We start from the raw sequence: 14,795 nt of genomic DNA on the forward strand, positions 1-14,795 counted from the left end.
GACGCAACGTTGACACGTTCCTCGCCCGGGCCGAGCGGACGAGAGGGCAGGGCGGACGAGGGGCCGGCCGGGGTTCAGCCGACGTGGACGCGGGGTCGGCGGTCGCGGTCCGGTTCGGCCTCGCGCAGTACGTCGCGGGTGACGGGTGCGACCTCGCCCTGTCCGAAGAGGAAGAACCGCAGGAACTGGGCGAAGGAGCCGTCCTCAGCGCTCGGGATGCGCCCCCGTCTCGCGGAGTTCCGCTGACGTGAGCGGCCGAAGGAGCCCGTTACTCCAGCCCCGATGCGCGGAAGGTGGCCCGCGCCGCGGCCCCGTCGATCTGCTCCGCCGCCCGCAGCAGATCACCTGACCCGCTCTGCAGGGTCCCGGTGCCGAGGGAGTTGCGGACACCGGCGTCCAGCGCGATCCACAGCAGCGGATTGTCGACGAGCACCCGTGCGTTCAGCTCGACGACGCCACCGAGCGTGTCCCGCAGGACGAGCCGGGGAGCCGTGCCCTGGTGCCAGCGCACGCTCGCCAGGTGGTCCGTGCGGACCCGGCGGCGGCGCAGCAGTCCGCGCGAGACCAGCCACTCCTGGTCCACCGACACCCTCGCCGGTGCGAGAACGGCGAACAGCAGGACGGCCAGCGCCGCCCAGATCCCGGCGCGCGGCGCGGTGAGCTGGCCCTTCCAGGCGTCGGCCAGCGTCAGCACGGCGAAGAGCGCACAAGCGCAGCCCGCCGCGGACCGGAGCTCTCCGGCCCAGAAGCGGTCGCGGGCGCTCGTCCATCCTGAGTCCGCGGAATAGGCCCCGCTCAGCGGAGCGGAGCGTGCGGTTCGCCGTCCCATACGGCCGACGCTAGACACGCCGCACGTCGAAACACCGTGCTTTGATGCATCGCTGATGGATTTTTAACGTCGATCGCCCGGACGGAAGCACCCTCGGTCACGTCCCCGGTTCGGCCGGACTCACGCACTCAGCGACGGGCCCACTCCGTACCGCGCCGCCATGGCCTCCACCTCGGTCCAGCCACAGAGCAGCGTGCCGCTCTCCCAGGAGCGGCACGCCCCCGCATTGACCAGCAGCCACAGGGCCGGGTTCGAGGCGAGCACCTTCGGGTTGAACTCCACGCGGTTGCCGTACACGTCGCGCAGCACGAGGCGGGTGGCGACGCCGTCGATGCGGCGCACCGATACCAGACAGTCGGTGCGGACGCGCTGTTCGCGCAGCGGTCCGCCGACCGCCAGCCATCCGTGGCCCGCGGTCACCCGGGGCGGATGGAGGACGGCGTAGAGCAGCGCCGCCAGCGCGGTCCACAGCACGGCGCGGGTCGTGTCGAGCCCGCCCGACCCCCAGTCCATGACCAGCAGCAGCGCGAGGACCGCCGCCGAGGAGGACAGCGCGGTGAACGCCTCGCCCTCCCAGGTCCGGTCGTGGGCCAGTACGTCCTCGGCTTCGTCTGCGCGTCCCATGCGGCAGACGGTAGGAGCGGCCGCGGCGCCGACAGCGGCCGTTGACACATCGCTGACGCGGGCCCCGGGGCTCTTGACGGCCTTCTGATGGCGGGGGTGAAGAACGGTGACAGGAAAGCGTCAAGAAGGCGTCGTTCGGCGTCAGGACCGCGTACGGACCGCGCATCGGCTCCGGGAGCCGCCTCCACGCTGGGTATCCACACCATGGAGGTACGACCACGATGTCCGTTCTGACCAGCGAGCCGACTCTCGAGGCATCCGACGGGGAACCCCCGGACCCAACTCAGGAGCAGCACAAGCTGACCGCGCTGCAAGGGCTGGCCGCCCTGTCGCTGGACGCGATGGCGTCGGTGGCGTACGGCCCCGAGGCCATCGTCCTGGTGCTGGCCGCGGCGGGCGGGTACGGGCTCGGGTTCGCCCTTCCCGTCACCCTCGCGATAGCCGGCCTGCTGGCCGTCCTCGTCGCCTCCTACCGCCAGGTGATCGCGGCCTTCCCGGACGGCGGCGGCTCGTACGCGGTCGCCAAGCGGCACCTGGGGCGGCGTACCAGCCTGGTGACGGCGGCCTCCCTGATCCTGGACTACGTCCTGAACGTGGCCGTGTCGGTGACCGCCGGAGTGGCCGCACTCACCTCGGCGTTCCCCGCCCTGTACGGCGACCGGGTGTGGATCTGCCTGGCGGTCCTGGTGCTCGTCACCGCCGTCAACCTGCGCGGCATCGTCGACTCGGCCCGGGCGTTCATCATCCCCACCGCGGTCTTCGTCGGCTCCATCCTCACGATCATCGTCGTCGGGCTGTTCCGGGACGCCCCCGCCAGCACCGAGGCCGCGGCCGGCCACGCCTCCGCGCTGGGCGCCAACGCGACCACGGTCGGCGCGCTGCTCCTGATGAAGGCGTTCGCGGCGGGGTGCTCCGCCCTGACCGGTGTCGAGGCCGTCGCCAACGCCGTCCCGTCCTTCCGTGCTCCGGCGCGCAAGCGCGCCCAGCGCACCGAGGTGGCGCTGGGCGGGCTGCTCGGCGTCATGCTGATCGGCCTGTCGGTCCTCATCGGCCGCTTCCACCTCCAGCCGGTCGAGGGCGTGACCGTACTCGCCCAGCTCGCCGACGCCTCGCTCGGCCACAACTGGGCCTTCTACGTCGTCCAGTTCGCGACCGTCGTGCTGCTCGCGCTCGCCGCGAACACCTCGTTCGGCGGGCTGCCCGTGCTGATGGGCCTGCTGGCCCGGGACAACTTCCTCCCGCACGTCTTCGGCCTCAAGGCCGACCGTCAGGTCCACCGGCACGGCGTGCTGGCGCTCGCCGCCGTCTCCGCGCTGCTGCTGGTGTTCTCGGGCGGTGACACCAACACGCTCGTGCCGCTCTTCGCGATCGGAGTGTTCGTCGGCTTCACCCTCTGCCAGACCGGCATGGTGCGCCACTGGCGCGCGGAGCGATCGCCGGGGTGGCGGGCGAAGGCCGCGCTGAACGGTTTCGGGGCCGTGCTGACCGGTGTCGCCGCGGTGATCACCACGTCGGTCAAGTTCACCGAGGGCGCCTGGATGATCGTGCTGGCGCTGCCGCTCCTCGTCCTGCTCTTCGAGGCGGTCCACCGCGCGTATGTCCGCATCGCCGGCCGGCTGGGCCTGGGATTCATTCCCGACGCCCCGCACCGCGACCGGTCCGTGATCATCGTCCCGGTGGCGTCGCTGTCCCGTCTCACCAGCGAGGCGCTGACCGCCGCAGTCTCCCTGGGCGACGAGGTCATCGCGGTCACCGTCACCGACCCCGACGACCGCGAACGCACCGAGGCCCTGCACCGCGACTGGGCGCTGTGGTCGCCCGGCGTCGAACTGCGCGACCTGCCGTCCCCCACGCGTTCCGTCGGCCGCCCCGTCGCCGCCCTCGTCCGTCGGATGGCCGCCGACCAGCCCGGCACCCGGATCACCGTCCTCATCCCGGAGGTCGAGCCCGCCCACATGTGGCAGCGCCTGCTGCAGAACCAGCGCGGCGCGGTCGTTGCCCACGCCGTCCGCCGTGACACGGACGCCGTCATCTGCCGGCTCCGCTTCCGCCTGGCGGCCCCGTCCGACCAGTGAGCCACCACGCGGGAACCGGTGAGGAGATCTCCACCACCCGCCCGTCCGCCACCGTGAACTGCAGCAGTGGCCGGACCGCGGTGTCGGTGGCGGCCGGACCGGTGCGTTTGACCAGGGCCCGGCCCGACGGCCACCGCCGGCGCCTCAGGGACACGTCAGGATCGCGCAGTGGAGCGGGGCGCCCCAGCGGTGGAGCAGGCGTCCGGAATCCGGCGTGCGCAGCCCTCTGCACCGGCTTTTCCGCAGGTGAGGCCGGGTGCGTAAGAGAGGCGTCAAAAGCGTGCCAGTGGCCGTAAGGGACGCATCAACGAAAGACGAAGCGGCCTGTTCAGGAGGTTTGCTCAGAGGGTCAGAGATTCCGACTCTTCTAGGAGCACACGATGGCCGACATGGCCTTCGTCGTCACCACGATCGCGGTGTTCGCGTTGGTGGCTCTCATCGCCAAGGGGGTGGCAAAGCTGTGACCGCCGAGAACATCGTCGGCCTCGTCGTGGCCGTCGCCCTCCTGGGCTACCTCGTCCTCGCCCTTCTTTACCCGGAGAGGTTCTGAGTCCAGATATGAGCCCCGTCCTCGCCGGTGTGCTCCAGATGCTCGCGCTGATAGCCGCGCTCGCACTGGCATACCGTCCGCTCGGCGACTTCATGGCCGGCGTCTACTCCTCCGACAAGCATCTGCGGGTCGAGAAGTGGATCTACAAGGCCATCGGCGCCAACCCGTCCACCGAGATGCGCTGGCCCGCGTACCTGCGCGGTGTCCTCGCCTTCTCCGCGGCGAGCGTCCTCTTCCTCTACGTGATGCAGCGGATCCAGGGCAGCCTGCCCGGTTCGCTCGGCTTCTCCGCGATCGACCCGGACCAGGCGTTCAACACCGCCGCGTCCTTCGTGTCGAACACCAACTGGCAGTCGTACTACGGCGAGCAGGCCATGGGCCACGTCGTACAGACCGGCGGCCTCGCGGTGCAGAACTTCGTCTCGGCGGCCGTCGGCCTCGCCGTGGCGGTGGCCCTGGTACGCGGCTTCGCCCGCTCCCGCACCGGTGAGCTCGGCAACTTCTGGGCCGACCTGGTGCGCGGCACCGTACGCATCCTGATCCCGATCGCGGTGATCGGTGCGATCGTGCTGGTCGCCTGCGGCGCGATCCAGAACTTCTCCGGCATCCACGGTGTCGGCCAGTTCATGGGCGGCTCGCAGCAGTGGAACGGCGGCGCGGTGGCTTCCCAGGAGGCCATCAAGGAGCTGGGCACCAACGGTGGCGGTTACTTCAACGCCAACTCGGCGCACCCCTTCGAGAACCCGAACGGCATCTCGAACCTCTTCGAGATCTTCCTGATCCTCGTCATCCCCTTCGCGCTCACCCGCACCTTCGGCAAGATGGTCGGCAGCGTCAAGCAGGGCTACGCGATCCTCGCCACGATGGTGACGATCTGGATCGGCTTCACCGCGCTGATGATGTGGACCGAGTTCCACCACGGCGGCCCGGCCTTCAACATCGCCGGTGGTGCGATGGAGGGCAAGGAGACCCGGTTCGGTGTCGGCGGCTCGTCGATCTTCGCGGTGGCGACCACACTGACCTCGACCGGCGCCGTGAACTCGTTCCACTCCTCGTTCACCGGCTTCGGCGGCGGTATCACCATGCTGGGCATGCAGCTCGGCGAGATCGCTCCCGGTGGTGTCGGCTCCGGCCTCTACGGCATGCTGATCATGGCCATCATCGCGGTGTTCATCGCGGGCCTGATGGTGGGACGCACACCCGAGTACCTGGGCAAGAAGATCGGCACCCGCGAGATCAAGTTCGCGGCGTGCTACATCCTCATCACCCCGGCGCTGGCGCTGTGCTTCACCGCCGCCGCCATGGCGCTGCCGACCCCGATGACGTCGATGACGAACTCGGGCGCGCACGGCTTCTCCGAGATCCTGTACGCGTACACCTCGGGCGCCAACAACAACGGCTCGGCCTTCGCCGGGCTCAACGCCGACACCCAGTGGTTCAACACCACGATCGGGCTCGCGATGCTGCTCGGCCGGTTCCTGCCGATGGTGTTCGTGCTGGCGCTGGCCGGCTCGCTCGCCGAGCAGAAGCCGGTCCCGGCCACCGCGGGCACCCTGGGCACCCACAAGCCGCTCTTCACCGGGCTGCTGGTCGGCACGATCATCATCGTCACTGGCCTGACCTACTTCCCCGCGCTGGCGCTGGGGCCGCTCGCCGAGGGGCTGGGGTCATGACCACTCGTCTGAAGCAAGAGGACTCGATGTCCACTGTCACTCCGACCCGTGCCCCGCACCATGATGTGCCCACCGGTCACCAGCCCGACGGCGCACGCGTCGGTGGGGGCCTGTTCGACCCCAAGCAGCTGATCAGGTCCTTCCCGGACGCGGTCCGCAAGCTCGACCCGCGGGTGATGGTCAAGTCCCCCGTGATGTTCGTGGTCGAGATCGGCTCCGTGCTGAGCACGATCTTCGCGTTCACCAACCCGGGCGACTGGTTCGGCTGGGCCATCGCCGCCTGGCTCTGGCTCACCACGATCTTCGCCAACCTGGCGGAGGCGGTGGCCGAGGGCCGCGGCAAGGCGCAGGCCGACACCCTGCGCAAGGCCAAGACCGACACCGTCGCGCGGCGGCTCAACGGCGGCGTGGAGGAGAGCGTTCCCGGTGCCGAGCTGCGCATCGGTGACCTGGTGGTCTGCGAGGCCGGCGACGTCATCCCCGGTGACGGGGACGTCGTCGAGGGCGTCGCGAGCGTCGACGAGTCGGCCATCACCGGCGAATCGGCCCCGGTCATCCGGGAGTCCGGCGGTGACCGCTGCGCGGTGACCGGTGGCACGAAGGTGCTCTCCGACCGCGTCGTCATCAAGATCACGACGAAGCCGGGCGAGACGTTCATCGACCGGATGATCGCCCTGGTGGAAGGTGCCTCCCGGCAGAAGACGCCGAACGAGATCGCGCTGAACATCCTGCTGGCGTCGCTCACGATCGTCTTCCTGCTCGCGGTCGTCACGCTCCAGCCGTTCGCGATCTACGCCGGCCAGAAGCAGTCCATGATCGTGCTGGTCGCGCTCCTCGTCTGCCTCATCCCGACCACCATCGGCGCTCTGCTGTCGGCGATCGGCATCGCGGGCATGGACCGGCTGGTGCAGCGCAACGTGCTGGCGATGTCGGGCCGTGCCGTCGAGGCCGCCGGTGACGTCTCCACGCTGCTGCTCGACAAGACCGGCACCATCACCCTCGGCAACCGCCAGGCATCGGAGTTCGTACCCGTCCAGGGCACCACGGACGCCGAGCTCGCCGACGCCGCTCAGCTCTCCTCGCTCTCCGACGAGACGCCGGAAGGCCGCTCCATCGTCGTGCTGGCGAAGGAGAAGTACGGGCTGCGCGAGCGGCAGCAGGGTGAGCTGAAGGGCGCCGACTGGGTCGCGTTCACCGCCCAGACCCGCATGTCGGGTGTGGACGTGGACGGCCGCAAGGTCCGCAAGGGCGCGGCCGGTTCGGTCATCGCCTGGGTCAACGAGCGCGGCGGAGTCGTCGCCAAGGACGCCCAGGCGCTCACCGACGCGATCTCCCAGGCCGGCGGTACGCCGCTGCTCGTCGCTGTCGAGGACACCGAGGGCGCCCGCGTGCTGGGCGTCATCCACCTCAAGGACGTCGTCAAGGAGGGCATGCGGGAGCGGTTCGACGAGCTGCGCCGGATGGGCATCAAGACCATCATGATCACCGGTGACAACCCGCTGACCGCCAAGGCGATCGCCGAGGAGGCCGGCGTCGACGACTTCCTCGCGGAGGCGACTCCTGAGGACAAGATGGCGCTGATCAAGCGGGAGCAGGCGGGCGGCAAGCTCGTCGCGATGACCGGTGACGGCACCAATGACGCTCCCGCGCTGGCGCAGGCGGACGTGGGCGTGGCGATGAACACCGGTACCTCGGCCGCCAAGGAGGCCGGGAACATGGTGGACCTGGACTCCAACCCCACCAAGCTCATCGAGATCGTGGAGATCGGCAAGCAGTTGCTGATCACCCGTGGCGCGCTGACGACGTTCTCCATCGCCAACGACGTCGCGAAGTACTTCGCGATCATCCCCGCCATGTTCGCGGTCGCCTACCCCGGCCTGGACAAGCTCAACATCATGGGCCTGCACAGCCCGCAGTCCGCGATCCTGTCCGCGGTCATCTTCAACGCGCTGATCATCATCGCGCTGGTGCCCCTCGCCCTCCGGGGCGTGCGGTACAAGCCGATGGGCGCCGACAAGATGCTCCGCCGCAACCTGGCCGTCTACGGACTCGGCGGCCTGATCGCCCCGTTCATCGGCATCAAGATCATTGACCTGCTCATCTCCCTCATCCCTGGCATCGGGTGACGTCGTGAACAACTCATTTGGAAACACCGTGCGGTTGTTCGGAGCCGGGGTGCGCGCGCTGCTCGTCCTGACTCTGGTCTGCGGCGTGCTCTACCCGCTCCTGATCACCGGCATAGCCCAGGGCCTGTTCCACAACAAGGCCAACGGTTCGGAGATCAAGGACGGCGGCAAGGTCGTCGGTTCCAGCCTCATCGGACAGACCTACAACCTGCCGCTGAAGAACGGCGAGGAGACTCCCGCGCCCGACCTGAAGTGGTTCCAGCCGCGGCCGTCCAACGGACTGGGCACCAACTCCGTCAACACCCAGTACTCGCTCATCCTCTCCGGGGCCACCAACCGCTCCGGCGACAACGCGGACCTGATCAAGTGGGTGACGGAGGCCAAGGCCGCCGTCGTCAAGGACAACTCCACGGCGGACTTCAAGGTCAAGCCCTCGGACGTGCCGGCCGACGCCGTCACCTCCTCCGGCTCCGGCCTCGACCCGCAGATCTCGCCCGAGTACGCCGAGCTCCAGGTCCACCGGGTCGCCGCGCTCAACAAGCTCGACGCCCAGCAGGTCGAGAAGCTGGTGGCGGACAACACCGACGGCAGGATCCTCGGCTTCATCGGTGAGCCGCGGGTGAACGTCCTGAAGCTCAACATCGCCCTCAAAGCGCTCATCGCGCATTGATCGCGTTACAGCGGATACGCCGGGCAAGGCCGGCGCGGCCGGAGGTCTGCGGCCCGAGACATCTCTCTCGGGCCGCAGACCCGCCGCGTTCCGGCAGAGCGAGAGCTCCGGTGCCGGGGGAACCGCCAGGGAACCAGTCCACCCAGGGCCCGGAGGCCAGGAGGGCATGGCAGGACAGCTCTATCACGGGGTTCGGGGTTCCGTTCGACGGTACGTGGTGGTGGGCGAGAGCTGGTGGTCCGTGCCCCTCCTACGCGCCGACAGGTGCGCAGGAGGGTCGGGAAGGGCGGTGCGGATCCCCCCACGGGAACCGCACCGCCCTCGTCTCAAAGGCCGTTGGGCTTCCTGCCGTGATGGGCCTTCCTCTTGCGGCGGGCTTGCTTCTTACGGGCGCGCTTGGACATGTACCGCCTCGGTTCGGGGGCTCGGTGGTTCAGCCGGTCCGGCCGACCAACTGGTCGGCGACCTTGCACAGCCGGCGGACGGTGCGGTCCTCCATCGCGACGGGCGCGGCGGGCGAGATCGCGGTGCGGTCGTAGTAGGCGCCGGGTACGAGCTCGGTCGCGGGGTCGCACAGCCGGACCACGCGGGCGGCGCCCTCGGCGGACGAGTCGCCCTCGTGCGCGTACAGCGGCAGCAGGGCGGTATCGCAGATGCCCGGGTGCACGCTGACGGAGGTGCAGCCGGCGTCCGATCCCGCGCCCGCCCTGGCGAAGATCGTCAGCGCGAGCTGGGACTGGGCGTAGGCGGCCAGCCGGGAGTAACGGCGGGACCGGTTCAGGTCGTTCCAGGCGATGGACGCCGTGCGGTGCATGGACGACGACACATTGACGACGCGGCTGCCGGGCCGGGCGGTCAGCGGCCCGGTCAGTTCGCGGGTGAGGAGGAACGCGGCGAGGAAGTTGACCTGGAAGGCGATCTCGTTGCCGTCGGGGGTCATCGTGTGGCGCTCGGGGGCGGCGACCGCCGCGTTGTTCACCAGCACGTCCAGTACGGGATGCGCGTCGGCGACCTTGGCGGCCATCGCCCGCACCTCCTCCAGCCGGGAGAAGTCCGCCACCGCGAGGTCCAGCTGGGACGCCGCGACGCCGGCGGCCACCAGCCGGGTGACGGCCTGCTGCCCGGAGGTGAGGTCCGGCGCGTGCACGATGACGGTGCTGCCCTGTTCGGCGAGCAGCCGGGCGGTCTCCCAGCCGATACCGGAGGTGGCGCCGGTGACCAGCGCGGTGCGGCGGGCGGGTGAGGAGGGTGCAGACATGATCCACTCCGGGATGCGGGATTGCGGGTTTACGGGTTGCGGAACAGGGCTCAGGAGAGCGGGACGGCACAGAGGTGCCGGGGAAACGCGCCACCGGGCTCGTCGAGCGATGGGCGGTGACGGGGGAAGTGCGTCAGCGCGCCGGAGGCGAACAGGGCGCAGCCGGCGGCACCGTATGCGGTGGCCGGTCGTCATGGCGCAGGCAGCTGTTCACGTCTCCATCCAAGGAGACGGCGAGGCCCGGCTCAAGGGGAACGACGGAACCCTGACGGTCTCCTGACAGGACACCTGGTGGCTGGAGAGCCGCGGAGACGACGGAACACGGAGCTGCCCCGGGCCGGTTGATCCATCCGGTGGGCCCGGGGCAGCTCGTGATGGTCAAGTGGCGCGTGGCCGGCGGTCAGTGGGTGTCGACGTGCGGGGCCCGGTCGGGTTCGGCGGCGGGGTCGTCGGCGGGGTCGGGGTGGTTCGCCCAGGGAGTGAGGGCGGGTTCGCCGCGGCGGACGGAGCCGGGGGCGCGGCGGGTCGGGCGCTGCGGCCGGTGTTCGGACGAGCTCAGCTGCCAGGGCACGCTGATGACCATGACTCCAGGGGTGAACAGCAGCCGGCTCTTGAGCCACAGCGCGGACTGGTTGTGCAGCAGGTTCTCCCACCAGTGCCCGACGACGTACTCGGGGATGAAGACACTGATCACATCGCGGGGGCTGGTGCGGTTGAGCGACCGTACGTACTCCACGACCGGGCGGGTCACTTCCCGGTACGGCGACGCCAACGTCTTCAGCGGCACCTCGATCCCGAATGCGTCCCACTGGTCCTGGAGGACCTTGGCCTCGTCGCGGTCGACCGAGACGGTGAGCGCTTCGAGAGTGTCGGGGCGGCAGGCGCGGGCGTAGGCGAGGGCCCGCAGCGTCGGTTTGTGGACCTTCGAGACCAGCACGACGGCATGCACGCGCGCGGGCAGCACCGTCTCGTCCGTCGGGTCGGTGACCGCCAGCTCGGCGGCGGTTCTGTCGTAGTGCCGCCGGATGCCGCGCATCATCAGCCACAACGCCACCGCGGCGATCACGGCCAGGTACGCGCCCTGCATGAACTTCGTCAGCAGCACGATGACCAGCACCAGACCCGTGACGAACGCCCCGAGCCCGTTGATCAGCCGGGCGGTCTGGTGCCGGCGCCGCTGCGCGGGGTCGGTCTCGTCGCGCAGGGCACGGTTCCAGTGCCGGACCATCCCGGTCTGCGACAGCGTGAAGGAGGTGAAGACGCCCAGGATGTACAGGTGGATGAGGTTGGTGACCGACGCGTCGAACACCCAGAGGAGGCCACCGGCGACGACGGCCAGCGCGACGATGCCGTTGGAGAACGCGAGCCGGTCACCGCGGGTGTGCAGCTGACGGGGCAGGTAGCGGTGCTGCGCCAGGATCGACGAGAGCAGCGGGAAACCGTTGAAGGCGGTGTTGGCGGCCAGCACCAGCACCAGGGCGGTGGCGGCCTGGATGAAGAAGAAGCCGAAGCTGTGATCGCCGCCGAAGATCGCGGCGGCCAGCTGGGCGATGACGGTGCGCTGCGGGGTGGTAGCGCAGTCCCCGGCGAAGCCCGTGAGACGGCAGGTGTCCTCGGTGATGTGCACCTTCGCGATCATCGCGAGGGCGGTGATGCCGGAGAACATCACGACGGCGATCAGGCCCATCGCGGTCATGGTGGAGGCCGCGTTGCGGGACTTGGGCTTGCGGAACGCGGGCACGCCGTTCGAGATCGCCTCGACACCGGTCAGTGCGGTACAACCGCTGGAGAACGCCCGCAGCCCCAGCATCAGCAGTGCCAGACCGGTCAGATTGCTGTTACCGGGGGCCGCGGTGACGCCGTAGGCGGCGGACTCCGCCACCGGGGCGTCGCCGACCAGCCAGCGGAACAGCCCGGTGGCACACATGATCAGCACGCCCGCGACGAACAGGTACGTGGGCGCCGCGAACGCCCGGCCGGACTCGCGCACGCCGCGCAGGTTCACGGCCGCCAGCAGAGCCACGAACCCCACGGCCATGGCGGTGCGGTAGTCGTTGAGCGAGGGCACCGCGGAGATGATGTTGTCGACGCCGGAGGCGACGGACACCGCGACGGTCATCACGTAGTCGACGAGCAATGACGCGGCGACGACCAGCCCCGCGGAGGGGCCGAGGTTGGTGGCGACCACCTCGTACGATCCGCCGCCCGACGGGTACGCGTGCACGACCTGCCGGTAGGAGAGCACCACGACGGCCATCAGGCCGACCACGGCTATCGCCACCCAGGTCGTCAGATGGAGAAAGGCCAGCCCACCGAGGGTGAGGACCAGCAGGATCTCCTGCGTGGCGTACGCGACCGACGACAGCGGGTCCGACGCGAAGATCGGCAGCGCCAGCCGCTTCGGCAGCAGCGTCTCCTGCAACCCCTCGCTCGGCAACGCCCGCCCGATGACTACCCGCTTGATTCCATCCACGATTCTCGCCACGCGGGGGAGCGTAAGGGCCGTCCGGCGGTCCGGATGGCGGCGGACAGGGCGCCGCAGAGCCCGTGATCCGATGGGATGTGCCGCCAACTACCGTACAGAGCAGGGGAATACGTCTTCCGGAGGTCATCGGGCCGACCCGAGTGCCACTGGTTGTCGCTCACCAGTCTTAACGAAATCCATACGGCTCGCCGCGTCCTGCCCGTCGCCGGTCCGACCCAGCACGGAAGTGCGGCACCTCGACGTCACCGGGGTCCTATAGGGTCACGGCGCCGTACGAGCCGATGACGTAAGGAACGAGCGACGAGTGAGGGCGGACCGGAGCGTGGACCGGAGCACGGGTACGGGCCGGGTGGGGCTGGTCACGATCGGGCGGGAGTGGGGTCGGATCGGCTGTATCGGCTTCGGCGGACCACCGACCCACATCTCTCTCCTGCGGCAGTTGTGTGTGGAGCGCCGCAACTGGATCCCGGCGGAGGAGTTCGAGGATTCCATCACCGCGACGAACCTGTTGCCGGGCCCTGCCTCCACGCAGCTGGCGATCCTCACCGCCTGGCGCCTGCGCGGTCTGCCCGGCGCGCTGGTCGGCGGTCTGAGTTTCATCCTGCCGGGCCTCGCGCTGATCCTGGCCCTTGCCGCGCTGTTCCTGTCCGGGAACCCGCCGCTGTGGGTGCTCGGGGCGGCCGCCGGGGCCGGATCCGCCGTCGCCGCCGTTGCCGTGCACGCGGCCTGGTCGTTGGCTCCCGGCAGCTGGAAGCGTGCGGGGAAGGCACGTTCCGCCCGTGCCCGCTGGCTCGGGTACGCGCTGGCGGGCACGGCCGCTGCCGCTCTGACGGGGCCATGGCTCGTGCTGGTCCTGCTCGCGGCGGGACTGCTGGAGGTCGCGATACGCGCCCGCGGCCGGCAAGACGGTCGGCGAGGTGACCGGCGCTTCGGCCGACGCGTCGCGTCGTGGCCGGTAGTGGCTGCTGCTCCGGTGCTCGGCGGGGGAATGGTGGCGCTGGCCTGGGTGGCGCTCAAGGTGGGAGCTCTGTCGTACGGCGGAGGGTTCGTCATCATTCCGCTGATGCAGGCGGACGCCGTCGACCACTACCACTGGATGACCGACAGCCAGTTCCTCAACGCCGTCGCCCTCGGCCAGATCACCCCGGGCCCGGTCGTGCAGACCGTCGCCGTGGTCGGGTACGCGGCCGGTGGAGTGTGGGGTGGTCTGCTGGCCGCCTCGGTGGCGTTCGCCCCGTCGTTCCTGTTCGTGATCCTCGGCGGGCGGCATTTCGACGGCCTGCGCTCCAGCGAGCGGGTGCAGGCGTTCTTCACCGGCGCCGGCCCCGCTGTGATCGGGGCCATCGCCGGCTCCGCGATCCCGCTCTCCCTGGCCCTGTGGAACGGCTGGCAGTACGCCGTGCTGGCGGCAGCAGCCCTCTGGCTGCTGGCTGCCCGGCGTGGAGTGGTCAGCGCCCTGCTGGGAGCAGGAGCGCTCGGCGTGGCGGCGGCGCTGGCCGGCTGGCCGGTGGGCTGACCACCATCCGTGCCTCAGCGGCGTTCCCTGCGGCCGCTATTTCAGCAGCCGGGACATCCGCCGGTCCGCGAGGGGTTTGCCGCCGGTCTGGCAGGTGGGGCAGTACTGCAGCGCGGAATCGCTGAAGGACACCTCGCGGATGGTGTCGCCGCAGACCGGGCAGGGTTCGCCCTTCCGTCCATGGACCCGGAGCCCGCTCTTCTTCTCGCTCTTGAGATCCCGCAGGGCCAGCCCGCTGGACCGCTCGATCGCGTCGGCGAGGGTCGAGCCGATCGCCGCGTGGATCCGGGCCACCTCGTCCTCGGAGAGGTTGGCCGCGAGTTTGAACGGCGACAGCTTGGCGGTGTGCAGGATCTCGTCGGAGTAGGCGTTGCCGATTCCGGCGATCGTGCTCTGGTCGCGGAGGAGCCCCTTGATCTGGCGGCGGTCGTCCTTCAGCAGCCCGGCGAAGACCGCTGGGGTGAAGGCCGCGGAGAGGGGGTCGGGCCCGAGCCGCGCGATACCGGGTACGTCCTGCGGATCCCGTACGACGTAGACCGCGAGGTGCTTCTTGGTGCCGGCCTCGGTGACGTCGAAACCCGCGCCGTCGGGTTCGGTGAGTCGCACCCGCAGGGCGAGCGGGCCCTTGCCGGGGCGCGGCGGCTCCGCCGGCAGGGCGTCGTTCCAGCGCACCCAGCCGGCGCGGGCGAGATGGATGACCAGGTGCAGGTCCCCTGCCTGGAGGTCGAGGAACTTCCCGTGCCGGGTCACGCTCCCGAAGACGAGGCCTTCGAGTGCGCCCGGCGGTGGGTCGTAGGTCTTGAGCGCGTGGACGGCGAGCGGGCACACCCGCGCGACGGAACGGCCGACGACGTGTTCGGCCAGGAAGCGGGTGAGGGACTCGACCTCCGGCAGTTCGGGCATGTCCTCAGTCTGCCCCGGCGCGGCCCGATCGGCCGGATACGGCGGGCACACACCCCGGCCGGCCTCGCCGAACCGGGCCGGGACCG

At 70.1% G+C, this 14,795-nt stretch carries 11 protein-coding genes; 6 read left to right on the forward strand and 5 right to left on the reverse strand.

Translation table 11 applies throughout. From position 1 onward, the window contains the following. Positions 1 to 268: 268 nt before the first annotated feature. Together C8250_RS35800 and C8250_RS35805 are read right to left on the reverse strand one after the other, a co-directional pair. Positions 269 to 829, reverse strand: coding sequence for a hypothetical protein (locus tag C8250_RS35800; protein WP_244809583.1), 561 nt, complete (start codon positions 827 to 829; stop codon positions 269 to 271). Positions 830 to 949: 120 nt separating this feature from the next. Then, entirely contained in the window at positions 950 to 1,453 is a 504-nt protein-coding gene (locus C8250_RS35805; protein ID WP_244809585.1) for a hypothetical protein, read from the reverse strand. A 221-nt stretch (positions 1,454 to 1,674) separates the two neighbouring features. On the opposite strand from C8250_RS35805, the gene C8250_RS35810 reads away from it, so the two are divergent. The 5 genes from C8250_RS35810 to C8250_RS35830 all read left to right on the forward strand — a co-directional run bounded on the left by C8250_RS35810 (position 1,675) and on the right by C8250_RS35830 (position 8,547). Next, positions 1,675 to 3,528 (forward strand): APC family permease, encoded by a 1,854-nt coding sequence (locus C8250_RS35810; protein ID WP_138352473.1) that lies wholly within the window; start codon positions 1,675 to 1,677, stop codon positions 3,526 to 3,528. 460 nt (positions 3,529 to 3,988) lie between these two features. Beyond that, entirely contained in the window at positions 3,989 to 4,078 is a 90-nt protein-coding gene (gene kdpF / locus C8250_RS35815; protein ID WP_078075662.1) for a K(+)-transporting ATPase subunit F, read from the forward strand. Between the two features lie 8 nt (positions 4,079 to 4,086). After that, positions 4,087 to 5,751, forward strand: coding sequence for a potassium-transporting ATPase subunit KdpA (gene kdpA, locus C8250_RS35820; protein ID WP_138352474.1), 1,665 nt, complete (start codon positions 4,087 to 4,089; stop codon positions 5,749 to 5,751). Then, positions 5,748 to 7,877, forward strand: coding sequence for a potassium-transporting ATPase subunit KdpB (gene kdpB, locus C8250_RS35825; RefSeq protein ID WP_138352475.1), 2,130 nt, complete (start codon positions 5,748 to 5,750; stop codon positions 7,875 to 7,877). Before kdpA ends, kdpB begins: the two co-directional genes overlap by 4 nt. Positions 7,878 to 7,881: 4 nt before the next feature. Next, positions 7,882 to 8,547, forward strand: a complete 666-nt coding sequence (locus C8250_RS35830) for a potassium-transporting ATPase subunit C (RefSeq protein WP_138352476.1) — start codon at positions 7,882 to 7,884, stop codon at positions 8,545 to 8,547. Between the two features lie 433 nt (positions 8,548 to 8,980). On the opposite strand, the gene C8250_RS35835 is transcribed toward C8250_RS35830, so the two are convergent. Further along, positions 8,981 to 9,805: an SDR family NAD(P)-dependent oxidoreductase gene (locus C8250_RS35835; RefSeq protein WP_138352477.1), complete on the reverse strand. Its 825-nt coding sequence runs from the start codon at positions 9,803 to 9,805 to the stop codon at positions 8,981 to 8,983. A gap of 400 nt (positions 9,806 to 10,205) precedes the next feature. Continuing rightward, positions 10,206 to 12,290 carry an APC family permease gene (locus tag C8250_RS35840; RefSeq protein WP_138352478.1) on the reverse strand — a complete coding sequence of 695 codons (2,085 nt, stop codon included), beginning with the start codon at positions 12,288 to 12,290 and terminating at the stop codon, positions 10,206 to 10,208. A 322-nt stretch (positions 12,291 to 12,612) separates the two neighbouring features. On the opposite strand from C8250_RS35840, the gene chrA reads away from it, so the two are divergent. Then, positions 12,613 to 13,806, forward strand: a complete 1,194-nt coding sequence (gene chrA, locus C8250_RS35845; protein WP_187145124.1) for a chromate efflux transporter — start codon at positions 12,613 to 12,615, stop codon at positions 13,804 to 13,806. A 36-nt stretch (positions 13,807 to 13,842) separates the two neighbouring features. Here the strand turns inward: chrA and C8250_RS35850 are convergent, their stop codons facing one another. Then, on the reverse strand, positions 13,843 to 14,709 hold the full coding sequence (locus C8250_RS35850) for a DNA-formamidopyrimidine glycosylase family protein (protein WP_138352480.1): 867 nt from the start codon (positions 14,707 to 14,709) through the stop codon (positions 13,843 to 13,845). Positions 14,710 to 14,795 lie beyond the last annotated feature (86 nt).

It is taken from the genome of Streptomyces sp. So13.3 (assembly GCF_005860785.2).
Lineage (GTDB): Bacteria > Actinomycetota > Actinomycetes > Streptomycetales > Streptomycetaceae > Actinacidiphila > Actinacidiphila fildesensis.

Excerpts from the sequence above, each read along its gene's own strand:
- kdpA (WP_138352474.1), top strand. The coding sequence starts at position 4,087 with ATGAGCCCCGTCCTCGCCGGTGTGCTCCAGATGCTCGCGCTGATAGCC.
- C8250_RS35805 (WP_244809585.1), bottom strand. The coding sequence starts at position 1,453 with ATGGGACGCGCAGACGAAGCCGAGGACGTACTGGCCCACGACCGGACC.
- C8250_RS35835 (WP_138352477.1), bottom strand. The coding sequence starts at position 9,805 with ATGTCTGCACCCTCCTCACCCGCCCGCCGCACCGCGCTGGTCACCGGC.
- kdpB (WP_138352475.1), top strand. The coding sequence starts at position 5,748 with ATGACCACTCGTCTGAAGCAAGAGGACTCGATGTCCACTGTCACTCCG.
- C8250_RS35850 (WP_138352480.1), bottom strand. The coding sequence starts at position 14,709 with ATGCCCGAACTGCCGGAGGTCGAGTCCCTCACCCGCTTCCTGGCCGAA.
- C8250_RS35800 (WP_244809583.1), bottom strand. The coding sequence starts at position 829 with ATGGGACGGCGAACCGCACGCTCCGCTCCGCTGAGCGGGGCCTATTCC.
- C8250_RS35810 (WP_138352473.1), top strand. The coding sequence starts at position 1,675 with ATGTCCGTTCTGACCAGCGAGCCGACTCTCGAGGCATCCGACGGGGAA.